The 18428-nt window shown below is 58.8% G+C and carries 17 protein-coding genes; 16 read left to right on the top strand and 1 reads right to left on the bottom strand.

Annotated elements, in window-relative coordinates; genetic code table 11:
* Positions 1-174: 174 nt before the first annotated feature.
* From ACESLM_RS23780 to ACESLM_RS23730, 11 genes are all read left to right on the top strand, one after another.
* The gene (locus ACESLM_RS23780; protein ID WP_372635190.1) at positions 175-429 is read left to right on the top strand and encodes a helix-turn-helix domain-containing protein; all 255 of its coding nucleotides are present in this window, start codon (positions 175-177) and stop codon (positions 427-429) included.
* A gap of 245 nt (positions 430-674) precedes the next feature.
* Positions 675-1988: a xylose isomerase gene (gene xylA, locus ACESLM_RS23775; RefSeq protein ID WP_372635188.1), complete on the top strand. Its 1314-nt coding sequence runs from the start codon at positions 675-677 to the stop codon at positions 1986-1988.
* Between the two features lie 15 nt (positions 1989-2003).
* Positions 2004-3500, top strand: a complete 1497-nt coding sequence (gene xylB, locus ACESLM_RS23770) for a xylulokinase (RefSeq protein WP_372635185.1) — start codon at positions 2004-2006, stop codon at positions 3498-3500.
* Between the two features lie 189 nt (positions 3501-3689).
* On the top strand, positions 3690-4658 hold the full coding sequence (locus ACESLM_RS23765) for an ABC transporter ATP-binding protein (RefSeq protein ID WP_372635183.1): 969 nt from the start codon (positions 3690-3692) through the stop codon (positions 4656-4658).
* On the top strand, positions 4655-5971 hold the full coding sequence (locus ACESLM_RS23760) for an ABC transporter permease (protein WP_372635180.1): 1317 nt from the start codon (positions 4655-4657) through the stop codon (positions 5969-5971). Before ACESLM_RS23765 ends, ACESLM_RS23760 begins: the two co-directional genes overlap by 4 nt.
* A 66-nt stretch (positions 5972-6037) precedes the next feature.
* A complete protein-coding gene (locus ACESLM_RS23755; protein WP_372635179.1) occupies positions 6038-6412 on the top strand; it encodes a hypothetical protein in 375 nt (124 codons plus the stop codon).
* An 87-nt stretch (positions 6413-6499) separates the two neighbouring features.
* The gene (locus ACESLM_RS23750; RefSeq protein ID WP_372635176.1) at positions 6500-7513 is read left to right on the top strand and encodes a LacI family DNA-binding transcriptional regulator; all 1014 of its coding nucleotides are present in this window, start codon (positions 6500-6502) and stop codon (positions 7511-7513) included.
* 114 nt (positions 7514-7627) lie between these two features.
* Positions 7628-9730 (top strand): amylo-alpha-1,6-glucosidase, encoded by a 2103-nt coding sequence (locus tag ACESLM_RS23745; protein ID WP_372635173.1) that lies wholly within the window; start codon positions 7628-7630, stop codon positions 9728-9730.
* A 152-nt stretch (positions 9731-9882) separates the two neighbouring features.
* Positions 9883-11208 (top strand): ABC transporter substrate-binding protein, encoded by a 1326-nt coding sequence (locus tag ACESLM_RS23740; protein WP_372635170.1) that lies wholly within the window; start codon positions 9883-9885, stop codon positions 11206-11208.
* A 166-nt stretch (positions 11209-11374) separates the two neighbouring features.
* Entirely contained in the window at positions 11375-12271 is an 897-nt protein-coding gene (locus ACESLM_RS23735; RefSeq protein WP_372635167.1) for a carbohydrate ABC transporter permease, read from the top strand.
* 14 nt (positions 12272-12285) lie between these two features.
* Positions 12286-13110 carry a carbohydrate ABC transporter permease gene (locus ACESLM_RS23730; RefSeq protein ID WP_372635165.1) on the top strand — a complete coding sequence of 275 codons (825 nt, stop codon included), beginning with the start codon at positions 12286-12288 and terminating at the stop codon, positions 13108-13110.
* A gap of 47 nt (positions 13111-13157) precedes the next feature.
* On the opposite strand, the gene ACESLM_RS23725 is transcribed toward ACESLM_RS23730, so the two are convergent.
* Entirely contained in the window at positions 13158-14414 is a 1257-nt protein-coding gene (locus ACESLM_RS23725) for a BaiN/RdsA family NAD(P)/FAD-dependent oxidoreductase (RefSeq protein WP_372635163.1), read from the bottom strand.
* 269 nt (positions 14415-14683) lie between these two features.
* Here ACESLM_RS23725 and ACESLM_RS23720 point away from each other — a divergent pair, with 269 nt between their 5' ends.
* From ACESLM_RS23720 to nadE, 5 genes are all read left to right on the top strand, one after another.
* Positions 14684-16330 (top strand): ATP-binding protein, encoded by a 1647-nt coding sequence (locus ACESLM_RS23720; RefSeq protein WP_372635160.1) that lies wholly within the window; start codon positions 14684-14686, stop codon positions 16328-16330.
* 76 nt (positions 16331-16406) lie between these two features.
* Positions 16407-16532 carry a hypothetical protein gene (locus ACESLM_RS23715; protein WP_372635158.1) on the top strand — a complete coding sequence of 42 codons (126 nt, stop codon included), beginning with the start codon at positions 16407-16409 and terminating at the stop codon, positions 16530-16532.
* Between the two features lie 2 nt (positions 16533-16534).
* Positions 16535-16954 carry a DUF3905 domain-containing protein gene (locus ACESLM_RS23710; protein WP_372635155.1) on the top strand — a complete coding sequence of 140 codons (420 nt, stop codon included), beginning with the start codon at positions 16535-16537 and terminating at the stop codon, positions 16952-16954.
* 146 nt (positions 16955-17100) lie between these two features.
* The gene (locus ACESLM_RS23705; RefSeq protein ID WP_094046846.1) at positions 17101-17535 is read left to right on the top strand and encodes a BrxA/BrxB family bacilliredoxin; all 435 of its coding nucleotides are present in this window, start codon (positions 17101-17103) and stop codon (positions 17533-17535) included.
* A 79-nt stretch (positions 17536-17614) separates the two neighbouring features.
* The gene (gene nadE / locus ACESLM_RS23700) at positions 17615-18427 is read left to right on the top strand and encodes an ammonia-dependent NAD(+) synthetase (protein WP_372635152.1); all 813 of its coding nucleotides are present in this window, start codon (positions 17615-17617) and stop codon (positions 18425-18427) included.
* Position 18428: the final 1 nt, after the last annotated feature.

The raw sequence follows: 18428 nt of genomic DNA, 5'->3' as shown, positions 1-18428 counted from the left end.
GGGGGGCGCCGAGGCACTTTCTTGGCCTTAGCCGCGCGGCTTGGGCAGTGCCGAGGCACTTTTTTGGCCTCAGCCCCGCAGTCTCGGTCCCGTCAAAGCTCAACCTATTCGCCAGGACCGGGGGGGGGGGGCGACAAATTTTAACCTTAACCTGACAACATTGAGGATTGATTTATGAACGATATTGAAAAACAAGCGATTGAAGAGACTGCTAAGGCGGTTAACAGATGCGTGGTACTGCGAAAACAACTCGGCATTACCCAGGTCCAACTCGCAGAAATCACGGGTCTCTCACAGCCTGTTATTGCCCGAGTAGAGAGTGGTAAAGTTCTTCCAGAATACAAAACCGTGATGAAGATCTTACTTGCGCTGCAGCATATTCAAAGCATGAGGGAACAGGCGGCTACAAAAAACCTTCAGCGCGTTTAAAGAGATTGTTCAAAAAGTCCAATTTTGATCACGGAGCGATTCAGGGAGCTGACTCGACAGCGAATCTTGAACTCAGCCGGTTCTTCCGATACCTACCTTTATTTGTGGGGCCCCTGTAGCTATCCAATGTCAGGGGTCCTGTCAACCTTAAACTTAGTTTATTGAATAGACAAACTAAGTTAGAGGTGATATGCTGATATCAGATTTATAAACTGATACCGCTTTCAAGGAGGCTAACATCCGTTATGAGCAAATTCCCTAACGTTCCCAAGATCCAGTACGAAGGACGCGATTCGAAAAATCCGTTCGCGTTCCGCCACTACAACCCGCAAGAAGTCGTGTTCGGCAAAACGATGGAGGAGCATCTGCGCTTCGCCGTCGCTTATTGGCACACGTTCAACGCCAACGGCGGCGACCCGTTCGGCGCCGGCACGGCGGTTCGGAGCTGGGATTCGCTTGCCCCGCTGGACAAGGCGAAAGCCCGCGTCGAAGCCAACTTCGAGCTGTTGGAGAAGCTGAACGTACCGTTCTACGCTTTCCACGACGTGGACATCGCTCCGGAGGGCGCAACGCTGGCCGAGACGAACAAAAACCTCGACGTCATCGTCGCCATGCTGAAAGACTATCAGAAGTCGACCGGCAAGAAGCTGCTCTGGAACACGGTCAACCTGTTCACGAACCCTCGGTACGTTCACGGCGCCAGCACGACGAACAACGCGGAAGTGTTCGCGTACGCGGCGGCAACGCTGAAGAAAGGGCTCGAGGTCGGCAAAGAGCTCGGAGCCGAGAACTACGTCTTCTGGGGCGGCCGCGAAGGCTACGAATCGCTGCTGAACACGGACATGAAGCTGGAGCTCGACAATCTGGCCCGCTTCCTCCATATGGCGGTAGATTACGCGAAGGAGATCGGCTTCGACGCCCAATTCCTGATCGAGCCTAAGCCGAAGGAGCCGTCCAAGCATCAGTACGATTTCGACGCGGCTACGGCGATCGCGTTCTTGCAAACCTACGGCCTGAAAGACAGCTTTAAGCTGAACATCGAAGCCAACCATGCGACGCTGGCGGGCCATACGTTCGAGCACGAGCTCCGCGTGGCGCGCATCAACGGCATGCTCGGCTCCATCGACGCCAATCAAGGCGACTTGCTGCTGGGCTGGGATACCGACGAGTTCCCGACCGATCTTGTCTCCACGACGCTGGCGATGTACGAAATTTTGAAGAACGACGGTCTAGGCCGCGGCGGCGTCAACTTCGACGCGAAGGTACGCCGTTCGTCCTTCGAGGACGAGGATTTGTTCCTTGCCCACATTGCTGGTATGGACACTTACGCCCGCGGCCTGAAAGCGGCCGCCAAGCTGATCGAGGAGCGCGTGATCGACGACATCGTGTCCAAGCGTTACAGCAGCTTCGGCGAAGGCATCGGCGCCGACATCGTATCCGGCAAAGCAACGCTGAAGTCGCTGGAAGCGTACGCGCTGCAAGCGAAGCCGATTCGCAACGAATCCGCTCGTCTGGAGCAGATCAAAGCGAACCTGAACGACGTCATTTTCGGCGTATAAGAAGGAGACCTCTCCATGAAATATGTCATTGGCGTAGATTTGGGAACGAGCGCGGTCAAGACGCTGCTCGTCGGTCAGGACGGCGTCGTGCATGCCGAAGCGACCCGGGAATATCCGCTCTATCACGATAAAGCCGGGTGGAGCGAACAGGACCCCGAGGATTGGGTGACGGGAACGACGGCCGCTCTGCGCGAGCTGATCGACGGCTCCTCCGTAAGCCCGGAAGACGTCGAGGGGATCAGCTTCTCCGGGCAAATGCACGGACTCGTCCTGCTTGACGCGGACGGCAAGCCGGTGCGCAGGGCGATTCTGTGGAACGATACGCGCACGACCGAGCAATGCCGCGAGATCGAACGGACACTGGGCGACAAGCTGCTGTCCGTTACCCGCAATCCCGCGTTGGAAGGATTCACGCTGCCCAAGATTCTCTGGGTCAAGCGGTATGAGCCGGAATCCTTCGCAAAGGCAGCCGGCTTCCTGCTGCCGAAGGACTATGTGCGGCTGCGCCTTGCCGGCGAGAAGCATATGGACTTGTCGGACGCGGCGGGAACGCTAATGCTTGACGTCGCGGGTCGCGACTGGAGCGCGGACGTGCTGGGCGCGTTCGCGATTCCGGCGGGCTTCTGCCCGCCGCTCGTCGAAGCGGGAGCGCTTGTCGGCGGGCTGACCGCCGAAGCGGCGAGCGCGACCGGACTGCGGCAGGAGACGAAGGTGTTCGCGGGAGGCGCGGACAACGCCTGCGGAGCGATCGGAGCGGGCATTCTGTCGCCCGGCCTGACGCTGTGCAGCATCGGGACGTCGGGCGTCGTCCTGACGTACGAAGAGGATGCTTCCGCCGACTACCGCGGGAAGGTTCATTTCTTTAACCACGGCAAGCCGGACGCCTTCTACGCGATGGGCGTTACGCTCGCCGCGGGCTATTCGCTCAGCTGGTTCCGCAACACGTTCGCCAAGGGCGAGACGTACGACGCGCTGCTGCAAGGCGCGGAGGACATTCCGGCCGGCTCTAACGGCTTGCTGTTCACGCCTTATATCGTAGGAGAACGGACGCCGCATGCGGACGCGCAAATCCGCGGCAGCTTCGTCGGCGTGGACGGAAGCCATACGCGAACGCATTTCGCCCGGGCGGTCATGGAGGGCATTACGTTCTCCCTGAACGAATCGATCGAGATGTTCCGCGCCGCGGGCAAACAGGTCGATAAAGTCGTCTCGATCGGCGGCGGAGCGAAAAATCCGCTCTGGCTGCAGATGCAGGCCGACATTTTCCAAGCCGACGTGGTCGCGCTCGAGAACGAGCAGGGACCCGGACTCGGCGCGGCGATGCTGGCCGCGGTCGGCTGCGGCTGGTTCCCGTCGCTGGACGCCTGCGGAGAAACGTTCGTTAAGCACGCTCGCACCTATCGTCCCGACCAGGAGGCCAGCGCCCGCTACGCGCAGCTGTTCGAGATCTACCGCCAGGTGTACGGACAGACTGCGGGCATCAACCATGCGCTGTATGCTTTCCGAAACTAGTGTAATCGGATAGAATAAAAGTTAGGGCAAGGGATGCCTCCCTTTCCTTCGAGAGCCTTCGCAATTCCCGGCCGGTAAACGGGAGAAGGCTCTCTTGGCGTTGCCCGGGAAACTTCCGGGCTGCGAAATTCGTATTGTATATAGCTTGTACATATAAATATACGAACGAACCGAAGCGGAGGAGAACTGTTGGCTACGGACGAGGCGGCGAACATGACGAACGATGCGAACATGACGAACGAGGCGAACATGACGAACGATGCGAACATGACGAACGAGGCGAACATGACGAACGAGGCGAACATGACGAACGAGGTGAACATGGCGAACATGGCGGACAAGGCAACTCTCGTGAATGCGGCGGACGAGACGAACAAGGGGGACGAGGAGAGCCAGCAAGGAAGTCCCTCTCTGCTGAGGGCGGTCATCGAAGAGGCCGGCTACGAATCGGGACATCCGATCGTCCGGAATATCGTTCTCGACGTGCGTTCCGGCGAGAGGGTCGGCTTGATCGGCCCGAACGGCGCGGGAAAGAGCACGCTGATGAAGGGACTGCTCGGCCAGTTGCCCCATTGGCGGGCGAAGGTGTATTGGCGAGGGGAAGAGGAAGGCAATGCCGGCGAAGGCCTCCACTCGGCCATCGCGTATATTCCCGAGCAGCCGATCGTATACGAGAGACTGACGCTATGGGAGCATCTCGTGCTCGCCGCCGCTTCCGCCGGTTTGTCGGAGGACGAGCTGAGCGAACGGGCGGACAAGCTGCTGCGCCGCTTCCGCTTGAGCGGATTCCGGCATCATTACCCGGTGAAGTTCTCCAAAGGCATGCAGCAGAAAACGATGCTGATCGTCGCCTTCCTGCTGAAGCCCGACTTGTACCTGGTAGACGAGCCGTTCATCGGGCTGGATCCGGGCGCGGTGCTGGAGCTGATCGACGCGCTGGAGGAGGAGAGGAGCCGGGGAGCGGCCGTGCTCATGACGACGCATGTCCTGGATTCGGCGGAAAGGATGTGCGACCGGTTCGTGCTCGTAAGCGAGGGGGGAGCGGCGGCATCGGGCACGCTGGAGGAGATTTCCAAGCAGGCGGGCTTCGGGCCGGACGCCCGGTTATTCGACTGCTTCCATCGACTTACTGCGCGTGACGACGAGGTGGAAGCATGACGCAGTCCGATTCGGCAGCGAATCGTCCCGGTCCATCCCGTTCCGTCGGAAGCTTCACTCCGCCAAGGCTGTTCGCGGCTCGGACGGCCGCCTTCTGGACGACGATCTGGAAGTGCTGGAGAACCGTGCTGGACTGGACGGTATGTCTCTACATCGTGCTTCCGGGAGCTTTCATCGCCGTCGGAACTTACAGGGATTTCATGCGAGAGCCTCCCCCGGGGCTGGCGGAGTTTCCGCTGTATCCGATCCTGCTGGCGCTCGCCTTGACGCAGCTTGCGGGGAAATACCGGACGTTCGCCGAAAGCGGAGACGGCTTGTTCCTTCATCGCAATCCCCGCTGGAGACGGAGCTTCGCGGCGATGGGCTTCGCGTACGGAGGAGCGGCAAGATTGCTCGTCACGTCCGCTGCTGTCCTGACGCTGTCCCCGGTGCTGCTGCCCGTGTTCGGAATGTCTGCCGATTCCCAGACCGCTCTCGCCGCCTATTACGCAGCTGCTGGGCTGTTCTGGGCAATGCTGCGGGACCGCGTCTCGCTAAGCTGGAAAGGGTGGCGCAGATGGGCGGCCATTCTGCCGTCCGGAGCAGCATTCGTTCTCGGCGCGGCCGCGCTGGCGGAGAAGGGAGCGGATAGCCCGGGCAGCGCGCTTCTGTCCGGGGCGGCATTCTTCGCTGCGGCTATCGTCCTTCTGCTCTGGCGGATGCGCAAGAAGGGAACGCTGCTGCACGAAATCACGGTGGAAAACGAAAGCTACGCGTCTCTCGTAAGCTGGGTCCTGATGGATACGATGGAGAAAAAGCCGCTCCCGAGGCAGCGCAAGCCGATTCTGTTCGCGCGCTCCCAGCCGCTTCTCCCGCACCGGGACAACGTCGCGGACCGATTGGCGGACAGCTGGATGAAGTCGGTGCTGCGCCGTCCGGATCTGGTGATGCAGTTGGTCTACACTCTGGGAGTAGGAGCGGCCGCGCTCGTCTTGCCGCCGATCCCCTTTGCGGTCGTCGTCTGGCTCGGTCTCCCGTTCCTCGTAGTGGCGACGCTGCGGCGCTATTGGAGGCAGTGGTTATCCGAGCCGTATCTCTCGCTGTTCGTCTGGTCCGACCAAGCGGAGGCCGAGGCTTCCCGCAAAGCGACGGCATGGCTGGCGATGCCTCTGGTTCTGCTGTGGGCGCTTCTGATCGGCGTCCGAATCGGACTGGCGTTCGGAGGCATCGCCTGGATCGCGGTCGCCGCCGTTCCGGCGACCGGATATTACTGGCTTAGAGCGGCGAACGACATTCTGATCTCGTTCGCGGCGTCGCGCCGCCAAAAGGAATAAGCGGCCCATAATCTGGGATAACCTAACCGGAAGCGACGAGATTACGAACGAGGAGGATGAACGCGAATGAATCATGCCGCGCTGCTGTTTCAATTTCCGGAAGATTCCCAGGCCCGGCTGGCCGCCGATACGCTGGACGAGTTGGGCTACGAGCCGCAACTTCATGAGGGAGGAAGGCTGCACATTCACGTGCAGAACGAGGATCTGACTTCGGCCCTGGAGATCGTGCAATGCTATTCGGGCCATCTGCTGGAGCACGCGCCGGCGGAGGCGGTCGTCGTTACCGATTTCGCGTACGGGATGGACGATATCCCGATTCCCGCGCATACGGTGAACGAGGATTGGGTCGACGGTTATCGCCAAAGCGCGGAAGAGGACGCCAAGGACGATCAGGGCTATCTGACCGACGACGGTACGTACGACCGCTTCGAGACGACGTGACGAATGACGGAAAACAAAAAGCGCTTGCAAACGCGGCGCTTTTTGTTTTATACTTGATCCGAAACGTTTTGGGAAGGTGTCTGCGGAATGGCAACGATCAAAGATATCGCTAGAAAAGCCGGCGTATCGGTTACGACGGTATCCCGGGCGCTGAACGGATACGATGACGTGAACGAGGAAACGCGGAGGAAGATCAAGCAAGTCGCCGCCGATCTGTCCTACAGTCCCAATGCCGTAGCCAGAAGCCTGGTGTCGAAGAAGACGCGCACGATCGGCCTCATTATCTCGGACATTAACCGTGCGGGGGCCAAGGATGCGTTCGCGTACGAGGTGCTCTGCGGCATTAACGACAGGGCCGGCGAGCTGAATTACGATCTGCTGCTGTTCAGCACGAACCCGTCCAAGCAAGTGGAAAAATCCTACGCGTCGCTGTGCAAGGAGAGGAACGTGGAGGGCGCGATCCTGTCGGGCTTGCGGCTGGACGATCCGTACCTGCACGAAGTTGTCGAACAAAATTCCTTTCCGTGCGTCCTGATCGACATTCCGATAACCGGAGCGAACGTGGCGCACGTCGCTTCCGACAGCAAAATCGGCGCGGCGATGGCGGTCCGGCATTTGCTCGAGTACGGTCACCGACGGATCGCCATGATCAACGGGCATAACCAGGCTTCCGTCAGCCAGGACCGTTATTCCGGCTATAAGGAAGCGCTCGAGCAGTCCGGGCTGGCCGCCGATCCGGCGCTGGTCTACGACGGAGCGTTCTCGGAAGACGGCGGAGCGGAAGCCATGTACCAGATCCTGATCCGCAATCCGGACGTGACGGCGGTGTTCTGCGCCAGCGACCTGATGGCGCTGGGAGCGATGAGGACGCTTGAGAAAGTAGGGCTTAGAGTGCCGGAGGACATGTCCGTCATCGGATTCGACGACATTACGATCGCGTCTTATTGCTCGCCCAAGCTTACGACGATTCGGCAGGATAAATACGAGTTAGGTTATCAAGCGGCGCAATTGCTGATCGACATGCTGGAGGAGCGGACGGATAATCGCAAAATTCTGCTCGGCAATCAACTAATCGTCAGAGAAAGCACGCGGCGTCTCTAAGCGGTGTAAGGGGAGACGCTGCTTCGGTTCTCGAAACCGGGGATCGGGAAAGTTTTTTTTCGTTAAAATCCGAAACGTTTCGGATCGACTATATAAACACGGGATGGGGAAAAAATGAACTACAGAGTGATCAAGCATAACGACCTTTTTCTGATGACGGACATTCGCGGAGACGTTCCGGGAAGCGATGCCCAAGACGGTCTATATATGAAAGATACCCGGTTCCTCAGCAGAATGGAGCTGACTCTGAACGGCAGAAGGCCGCTGCTGCTTTCGTCCGCCGCCGATGAAAACTACGTTGCCCGCATCCGGCTGACGAACGAGCACGAGGAGACGAACGGCGAAGTTAAGCTGTGGCGGGAATCGGTCGAGTTGATCCGGGAGAGGTTCATCTATGACGACGTTTTATACGAGAACGTCATCCTGACGAACTTTTCGACGAAGGCGCTGCATTTCGAGCTGGGATTGCTGTTCGACGCGGATTTCAAGGATATGTTCCTCGTCCGCGGCTTCCAGCCCTCCGACCGGCTCGGGCAAGTGAAGGAGCGCGGCGCCTCTCCGACTTCGTGGCATGCGGCGTACGAGGGCGCCGATGGAATTCGGAGGAGCACGGTTGTCTCCTGGGACGCAGAAGCGGATTCGGTCAGCGAGCAAGGCGAAGCCGTCTTCCGCATCGGTTTGCGGCCGAAGGAGACGAAACGGATCGCCGTTACCGTCGTTCCGTCGGCAGGAGAGAGCCGTTCGGAAGCGATCGCGAGCGAAGCCGCTTTGGCCGAACTGCAAGCGGCTTACGGAAAATGGAACGAAGGCGTCATGAAAGTCGAAAGCGATTCAAAGGTGCTTAATCGTCTGTTCGATCGGGGCGTGCAGGACCTTCGCGTGCTGCTGACCGACTTCGGGAAAGGGTTGTTCCCGGTGGCGGGACTGCCTTGGTACGCGGTCCCTTTCGGACGGGACAGCTTGATCGCGGCATTGCAGATGCTGCCGCTGAATCCGGACATCGCCAGGGGAACGCTCGAAATGATGGCGGACTACCAAGGCACGGAGGTTAATCCGTGGAAGGACGAACAGCCAGGCAAAGTCATGCATGAGCTGCGCAGCGGCGAGCTTGCCCGCTCGGGACAAGTGCCGTTCGCGCCGTACTACGGGAGCATCGACTCGACGCCTTTGTTCATTCTTCTCGCCGCGGAATACGCGCATTGGACCGGGGACATGTCCGTCATCGAACGGCTCATGCCGAATATCCAAAGAGCGCTGGAGTGGATCGACGGCTACGGAGACCGGGATCGCGACGGTTGGGTCGAATACTATCAGGAATCGTCCAAAGGAATCGCCAACCAAGGGTGGAAGGATTCCGCCGATTCGGTCGTCCATGCGGACGGAGAATTCGCGAAGGCCCCGATCGCGCTGATCGAAGTACAGGGGTATGTGTACCAAGCGAAAACGAGGCTTGCGCCCGTTCTCGAACGTTTAGGCCGCGAAGAGACGGCCCGCAGACTGAGAGAGGAAGCCGAGCGGATGAAGCGGGCGCTTGACGACGCGTTCTGGATGCCGGAAGAGCGGTTTTACGCTATCGCGCTGGATGCGGACAAAAACCGGGTGCGCTCCGTCACCTCCAATCCGGGGCATCTGCTTATGAGCGGCATCGTATCGGAGGAGAGAGCCCGACTCGTCTCGCAAAGGCTGACGGCGCCGGACATGTTCGGGGGATACGGCATTCGGACGATGTCGACCGGCTCTACGGGCTACAACCCAATGAGCTACCACGACGGCAGCGTCTGGCCGCATGACAACTCCATGATTCTGCTCGGCATGAGCCGTCTGGGGCTGAAGGATGAGGCGTCCGTCGTCGTATCCGGCCTGCTGAAGGCCGCCGAGCATTTCGAGTACACCCGACTGCCGGAGCTGTTCTGCGGCTACGACGATTCGATCGGTTATCCGGTTTCTTATCCGGTGGCCTGCTCGCCGCAGGCTTGGGCGGCGGGCACCTCGATCGCGATCGTCCAGACGATGCTAGGCTTGCGGTCGGACGCGCTCAATCGCAAGCTTACGCTGTCGCCGTTCCTTCCAGAGAGCATACGCAGGTTGACCGTAAAGGATTTGCCGGTGGCCGGGGGACGCATATCGGTCGAGCTGAGACGAAAGGACGACGCAACCGGCGTGCAGCTTGAGGTGCTGGACAATAGCAGCGGCTGCACCGTCGAGATCGCGGACTGATCCCGCGTTCGCAAGGATTGAGCGGGCTGCGCGAATCGCGGAGAACCAGGCCGGAAGGTACCGCCGGCCCGGCGTCTCGTCCATCGTTCGCCGCGATTTTCCTCGGCCCGTTTGATTATAGATACATGCATATAAAAGGGAGGAAGGTTACTATGAAACAAAGAATGTCGATTACGCTTGCCTCGATGCTGGCTCTTTCCTTGGTCGTCTCCGCTTGCGGGAACGGCTCGAACGGCGCTGAAAGCGCTTCTCCGTCCTCGTCTCCATCCTCATCCTCAAGCGCGCCAGAGTCTTCCGCTCCGGCGCAGGACCCTGTCGAAGTCACGTTGGCGGGCTGGGGCTCTACTCCGGAGGAACAGCAGCTGCTGCAGCAAGTGCTGGATGAATTCCAAGCGAAAAATCCCGACGTCAAGGTCAAGTACGAAGTGATCGCGGACCAATACATGGACGTGATCAAAACCCGCCTGATCGGCAACGAGGCGCCCGACGTCTTCTACCTGGACGCGTTCGAAGCGCCCGCGTTGATCGAGAGAGACGTTCTTGAGCCGCTTGACGGCTACGTTACCCCGGAGTTCGATCTGGACGACTTCGAAGGCCCGACTGTGAACGCGTTCAAGGGAGGCGACGGCCAAATCTACGGCTTCCCGAAGGACACGTCCACGCTGGCGCTGTTCTACAACAAAAAAATGTTTGCCGACGCGGGCGTCTCGGCTCCCCCGGCCACTTGGGACGAACTGCTGGACATTTCCGAAAAGCTCACGAAAAAGAACGGCAGCAAGGTCGAGGTTTACGGCCTCGGTCAAGCGCCGGAGCTGGCTCGCCAGATGTTCATGATCGAAGCGTTCGGCGGCAAGCTCGTCGACGATCAAAGCTTGGCGGCGTTCGCTACGCCCGAAGGAGAGAAGGGGCTCGCTCTCGTCGTCGACCAGCATCTTAAGGCGCAAACGGCGGGGCAGCCTTCCGACGTCGGTTCCGGCTGGGGCGGCGAAATGTTCGGCCAGCAAAAAGCGGCAATGGTTCTCGAGGGCAACTGGGCGATTCCATTCATTCAGAGCAACTTCCCGGACGTCGACTTCGGAACGGCCGAGGTTCCGACGGTGAACGGGAAAAAGGGGACGATGGCCTTTACAGTTGCGTACGTCATGAATAAAAGTTCCGCCAAAAAAGAAGCGGCATGGAAGCTGATCTCGTACTTGACCGGCAAGGAAGGCATGAAGACGTGGACGAGCAAAGGCTTCGCCCTGCCGACGCGCAAATCGGTCGCCGCCGAGCTTGGCTATGACAAGGACGCCCTGCGCGGAGCGCTCGTAGCCGGATCGTCCTACGCCACGGCATGGCAAGCGGGTTCAACGCTGCCTACGATCATGAACAACTTCAACAACCAGTTCATCGCCGCCTACACGGGCGGGTCGACGCTGACCGAAGCGCTCGCCAAGGCGCAGGAGACGGCGAACCAAGAAATCAAGGCGGGCCAATAAAGCAGCCCGAACGCGAAGCGGACAACGCGGCGTCAGGCAAGGGGAGGACGCCGCGCTGCCCTGCATTGCCGCGCGCGTTGGCGTGAAACGAGTGAAGCCGCGCATCCTTATCCGGCTTTAGTCGTTTCACGCCCCGACCGGGAACGGCCGAAAGGAGCATTTCACAATGGCCAAGTCGCATTCGAAAACGAAATTCAGGGACGCCCTATCGGGTTATTCGTTCATGTCCCCCGTCATCGTCATTCTCGGCTGCTTCCTGCTGCTGCCGATCGCTTACGCCATTTTCCTGTCGCTTCATAAAGTAAATCTGCTCGGAACGGTCAGCTACAAATTCGCGGGCTCCGCCAATTTCGAGCGGATGATCGACGATCCGCGCCTGTGGATCGCGCTTAGGAACACGGCCAAGTACGCGCTGATCGTCGTTCCCTCCCAGACGGTGCTGGCATTGGCGCTGGCCTCGATCCTCAATATGCAGCTTCGTTACCGCAATTTTTTTCGCATCGCGTTCTATTTGCCGACGGTAACGTCTTCGGCCGTGCTCGTGCTGATCTTCATGTGGATCTACAACAGCAACGGTCTGCTGAATTATTTGTTAGAGCTGGTCGGGCTGCCGACTTACAATTGGCTCGGAGACCCGTCCGTTGCGCTGCTAGGAATCATGATCATGAACGTCTGGTCGACCGCGCCGCTGTTCATGGTCATCTATCTGGCCGCGCTTCAAGACATTCCCCGCAACCTGTACGAGGCGGCGGACATCGATGGGGCGAACGCGTGGCAGAAGTTCCGGAGCATTACATTGCCGCAGCTTAAACCCGTCACCTTCTACGTCATCGTCATGGGGATTATCGGAACGTTCCAACTGTTCGACCAATCCTACATTTTCTCCGCGGGGTCCGGGGGGCCGAACAACGCGACGCTGACGATGGTGCTGCTGATCTATCAATACGCGTTCAAAAATCTGGACATGGGATACGCTTCCGCGCTGGCGTTTCTGCTCGCGGTCGTCATCATGCTCATCACTCTCGTGCAGAGGCTGTTATTCAAGGAAGAGAAGCTGAATTAGGGAGGAGGATCGCGATGCGTTCGATCGACCGCTTCAAGCCGGCGTTCTACGTCCTGCTGGGCGTTTACGCGCTGATCACGTTCATTCCGTTTCTGTGGGCGCTGTCCGCGTCGTTCAAGTCGCTGCCGGAGATCGTGTCCGGGGGCATGCATCTCATTCCGAAGCATGCGACCTTGGACAATTATCGGACGATTTTCCGGCAAGAGCCGCTGTTCGGGCGGTGGTTTCTGAACAGTGCGTTCATCGCGCTGTCGGTTACGGGGTTTAACCTGCTGTTCAATTCCATGGCGGGATATGCGCTCGCCAGAATCCGTTTTCCCGGAAGCTCGCTGATGTTCTACAGCATCCTGGCCATGATCATGATACCGGGGCAGCTGACGATTATTCCGAGCTACCTGATCATCAAGGAATTGGGCTGGCTCAACAGCTATCAGGCGATTATCGTTCCTATGGCCGCCCAGGCGACGTACATTTTCATGATGCGCCAATTTTTCATTAACTTTCCAAAGGAGCTGGAGGAGGCGTCCGAGCTGGACGGCCTCGGCAAGCTCGGCCTGTTCTTCCGCGTCGTTCTGCCGCTTGCCAAGCCCGCTCTGGCCGCGCAGACGATCTTTATCTTCATGGGCGCGTGGAACGAGTTTTTGAAGCCGCTTATGCTGATGTCGGACAAATCGATGTTCACTTTGTCGGTCGGACTGAATACGTTCAAAGGCCAGTACATCAGCTTCTGGAACTACATTATGGCGGCGTCGGTCATCATGACGATTCCGGCGCTGCTCATTTACATTTTCTTTAACCGCTTTTTCGTGCAGGGGATTACGTTTACGGGCACCAAATAAAAAAAAGGGGATGCCAGGGCCGACTATGGCCTTGGAGCGTCCCTTTTCTAGCTTTCGGCCGCATGCATCCCCGCCGTATACCCGGTCGAGAAAGCCGCCGTAATGTTGTAGCCGCCCGTGTAGCCGTGGATGTCCAGCACCTCTCCGCAGAAGTACAGCCCCTTCATCAGCTTCGATTCCATCGTCTTCGGGTCGATCTCCTTCAAGTTGACGCCGCCCCCCGTTACGAAGGCGTCCTCGATCGACAGCGTGCCGTACACCCGGATCGGGAACCGCTTGATCAGTCCGGCGAGACGGCTCCACGCCTGGCGCGGCAAGTTGTCGTAAGTGACCGTCTCCGCCAGCTCGGCTCCGCGCAGCAGCGGGGGGATCATTTTCTCGGGGAGACAGGCTTTCAGCACGTTCTTGACGGCTTTCTTCGGCTCCACCTCCGCGAGCTTCAGCGTCTCGCTGTACACCTCGTCGGGACTCTTGTCCGGCATCAGGTCGATCGCGACTTCGACGTTGCCCGTTCCCGACGCCTTGAGCGCTTTGACGACGAACTGGCTGCACCGCAGCGCGATCGGGCCCGACAGGCCGAAATGCGTGAAGATCATGTCCCCGCGGTGTTCGACGACCCGCTTGCCCTTCGCATTCCATACCGACAGAGCGACATCTCTGAGGCTTAACCCTTGAAGCTCCTTGCTCGTGATAAAAGGTTCGTTGGACGTCAGCGGAACCTCCGTCGGGAACAGCTCGGTAATCGTATGCCCCGCCTTCTCCGCCCAGGCGTAGCCGTCTCCTGTAGAGCCTGTCTGCGGCACCGATTTGCCTCCCGATGCGACGATGACGGAGCGGCAGCCCAGCGTCTCTCCCGAGCGCAGCCGCACGCCCGCGACTCGTCCGCCTTCGTACAGCACAGTGTCTACGGGAGCGTTCACGCGGATGTCGACGCCTTGCTTGCGCACTTGGCCGACCAGAGTGTCCACGACCGTCTTGGCTCTATCGGTCACGGGAAACATGCGGCCATTGTCTTCTTCTTTCAGCCGAATGCCCAAGCTTTCAAAAAAAGCGATAATGTCCTTGTTGTTGAAATTGGCCAAGGAGCTGTGCAGAAACCGGCCGTTGCCGGGGATGTGCCGGATCAACTCGTCGAGATCCTTGTTGTTCGTCACGTTGCATCTCCCGCCGCCGGATATGCCGAGCTTGCGCCCCAGCTTGTCCCCTTTGTCGAGAAGCAGGACGCTCGCGCGCCGCTTGCTCGCGGCGATGGCGGCCATAAGTCCGGCGGAGCCTCCGCCGATGACGATCACGTCGTAGTTCATGTTCGTTCTCCTGACTTGCGTTGGTATCCTTCAAGTGTATCATCGGAAAAGGCGAACGCAAAATCGGATTTTCATGTCAGGAAAGTTCATAAAATATTGGGAAAATGTTAATATAATTAAATACCTTATATTGTAACCCATGGAGAGATGTGCTTTAATCTAAGTGATTCGTCTAGAAAATCGTCTAGTAAATTGTCTTTACGATTAATATGGATAAGAATGGATACGAATGGGTAGAGGCCGATCCGTCGCTACGGGAGGTTCGCTGGATGTGGAAAGAATCGTTGCTGCAGATCCTGATTGCATTTCTTCCCGTTTTTATGTTCATGGTTTGGTACGACAAGCCGGAGAGAACCGGCTACTCGCACATTTTCATCGGAATTTGCTGCGGGCTGGCCATGCTCTTGAACATGAACTTTACGACGGTGAACAACCACGGAGTCCATTTTGATCTGCGCCACGTTCCGTTTCTGATCGGTTCGATCTATGGCGGCGTCCCGATCGCTTTCGGGCTGCTGGTTATATATATCTTTACGCACCTTGGGGAGATCGCTTACCGCTGGGAGTACTTCGTGTTTATCGGTTTCCTGGCGGCTTACGTTCCCTTGCTGTTCTCGAAGATTCCCGGGTACGGCTCCCGCCATCGCAGAGGAAAGCTTAAGGTTATCCTATATTTATGCTTGTCTCTCTCGTTGTTCCAGATGGCGGCCTACACTGTCGGCATGCCGGGAAGGTTGCTGGACCTGCCCGAGATCGCGGGCGTGCTGGTCGCCTTCATATCCGTCTTCGTTGCCGTGACGGTGTTGTGCGCGCATTTCATCGAATTGAGCTTCGAGAGAATCCAGCTCCAGCTGCAGCTGCGCGACGTATCGTTGAAATATCGCAAAGAGATGCGCAGGTTGCAGCAATTCATCGACAACTCGCCGCTTATGGTCATGTTTTTCGATACCCAGGGAAAAATTACCCACGTGAACGATATGACGTTGACCCTCGCCGCTCCGCTCGGGAGGAGCGATCTGCTGCAGAGGAAGTTCTCGCTGCTTCTCGAACGATTGGACACGAGGCTCGACTACGATCCCGTGGAAAGGATTTTGCAGGGCGAAGAGAAGCTGACGGACATTCTCAGGCTGAACGACCGTATGTTCTATACGATCTACTGCTCGATCAAGGACATGCCCTCCCAGGGAACGGACGGGGTGCTGTTCATCGGCCACGACGTCACCGAGCTTCATCGGCTGAAGGACGAGGTCGACAGAATGGAGAGACTGAGCCTGGTCGGACAGATGGCGGCGAGCATCACGCACGAGATCCGCAATCCGCTGGCGGTGATTCGCGGATTCGTGCAGCTGCTTAACGAGCGCAGCCCGGCGGAGCAGAAAACGTATTTTCGCATCGTGTTGGAGGAGCTGGACCGCACGAACGCGATCATCAACGATTTTCTGTCGCTGGCGCAGAACCGCATCGTCGAGAAGGAACCTTCCAACCTGAACGAGCTGTTGGGCGATCTCCTTCCTCTGATCTGGGCGGACGCTAACATGCGGGGACAGATTATCGATCTGCGAACGGACGACAGTGTGGAGCCGATTCCGATGAACAGCAAAGAGATGAAGCAGCTTGTGCTTAATTTGTCCCGCAACGGCATGGAGGCGATGAACGACAAGGGCGTGCTGAGAATCGAGACGCTGAACCTTCCGGACGCGGTGCAGCTGCGCGTCAGCGACAACGGCGTCGGCATTCCTCAGGAGAAGCTGAAGCGGCTGTTCGAGCCGTTCTTCACGACGAAGACGAACGGTACCGGCCTCGGCCTGGCGTTGTGCTTGAGCATCGTGGAGCGTCACCATGGCAAAATCCACGTGGAATCGACGGTCGGCGAAGGAACGACCTTCATCGTCTCGTTCGCGAAGTCCGCAAGCTGAGGCTTGCCGCAAGCGGATAACCGCTGCCGTTTCGGTTACACTACGGAGGAAACGACCAGACAAGGAGGATGTTTCCATGCCCAGAAACGAAGGATCGTCGAAGTCCGGACGATCGGCCGAAGATCGCAGCAAGAGCAAAGCTTCTCCGCTATCCCCCGCCTTCGACAAGAAACTCGACGGTCCCAACCGTCCCTCGACCTGACCATGGGCGGCCACGGGAGGAAGGACAAGCCCTACGCGGGAGCAATTCCCGCGCCGGGGCGCGACGATCCGGAATTGGATCCGTTCGAGATCGAGTTCCGGCCGGAGTTCCGCCAAGGCAGGGGGCCGAGGGAGCCGTTCGTGAACGAGCACGGCGTCGTGATCGGAGACCACGATTACGAGTCGGAGCAATCTCCCCTGGAACGGTGGAGCGCGGAGACGGACCCGTCCGTCATGGCGGGGGAGCAGTGGGTGCATCCTTACAAGGATATCGGGTTTCTGACCAGCGAAAATCGCGATTTGTTCGAGAAGGGGGTCTCTTCTTCCCGGCCGTTCTCGCATCCGACGCACTCCACCGGTTCGGCCATCGACGCCGACGAGGACGCCGGTTACCCGGTGCCGGAAGTGTTGGACGAGCCCTGAGTCGCGCCAATTGCGATGCGCCGATCGAAGCAGGGGCCGCTTGCAGGCCCAAGAGCTTTGACGGAGCTTGCGGCGGCGCGGTATAATGAAACTCAGCGGAACGTGCATGCCGCCAATTTCTCGTTGGGAAAGAGAGGCGCCTTATTATGTCGATGTCTTTCGAAAGATATATGCTGGATATGATTCAACCGATGCGCGACGACTTGACGCGGATCGGCATTCAGGAGCTGAGAACTCCGGAGGAAGTCGAAGAGAACCTTCCCGGGGCTGCCGGCACGGCGCTTGTCGTCGTGAACTCCGTGTGCGGCTGCGCCGCGGGACAATGCCGTCCGGGAGTCGCCGAAGCGCTGAAGCACGACGCCGTGCCCGATCATCTGTTCACGGTGTTCGCGGGCCAGGACAAGGAAGCGACGGCGAAAGCGCGGGAGTATTTCCTGCCGTACCCGCCATCCTCTCCTTCGATCGCGCTGATGAAAGACGGAGAACTCGTGCACTTCATCGAGAGACATCAGATCGAGAATCGCAGCGCGGCGGAGATCGCGGCCGATTTGACCGATGCTTTCGACCGTTATTGCCGGTAAGAAAGCCGTTCCCGGAGGCAGAGGCCGCTCGCGCCCGAGCCGCCGGGATATTTTTTGCGATTAAGGAGGTTGGCGTAAGATGACGACGCTTCAGCAAGAGATTATCGAGAAGCTTGGCGTTAAGCCGACGATCGACGTCGACGAAGAGATCAGGCGGAGAGTCCAGTTCTTGAAAGATTACGTCGTGCAGGCCGGAGCGACCGGGCTGTTGATCGCGATCAGCGGCGGAGTGGACAGCGCGGTGGCGACCGGACTGTGCAAGCTCGCAACGGACGAATTGTCGCGGGAGACGGGCAAGGACTACATAACGCTCGGCGTGTTCCAGCCTTACGGCGAGCAAGAGGACATTCATCACAGCTACGAAGTGGCCGAAGCGTTCAAGCTGACGCATAAAGCGGAGACGAACATCGAGGACGCGGTCGACGAGATCGCGCTTGAAACGGAGCACGCGTTCAAAGCCCTGCAGATCCACCGCCATATGAGCCGGGGCGGCAAGGGGAACGTCAAAGCCCGTACGAGAATGGTCGTGCAGTACGCGCTCGCCTTCGATCTGAACCTGCTCGTCGTAGGCACGGACCACGCTTCCGAGGCGCTTACGGGCTTCTTCACGAAGTGGGGGGACGGCGCCGTCGACATTACCCCGCTGAGCACGCTGAACAAGCGTCAAGTCCGGGAGCTGGCCCGCCGTCTCGGCGTGCCCGCCAGCGTCGTCGACAAGGCTCCGACCGCAGGGCTGTGGGAAGGCCAGACCGACGAGGGAGAGCTGGGGGTCACTTACGACGACAACAGCGCCTATCTGGAAGGCAAGGATATCGATCCGCAAGCCAGGGAAAACCTCGAGCAGCGCTACTTGCGCACGCAGCATAAGCGCCAGCCGATTCCGGGAATCTGAC

The organism is Cohnella sp., assembly GCF_041641335.1.
In the GTDB taxonomy this organism is placed as follows: domain Bacteria; phylum Bacillota; class Bacilli; order Paenibacillales; family Paenibacillaceae; genus Cohnella.
The sequence above is the reverse complement of the archived record's forward strand: the minus strand, read 5'-3'. Positions and strand labels throughout refer to the sequence as shown.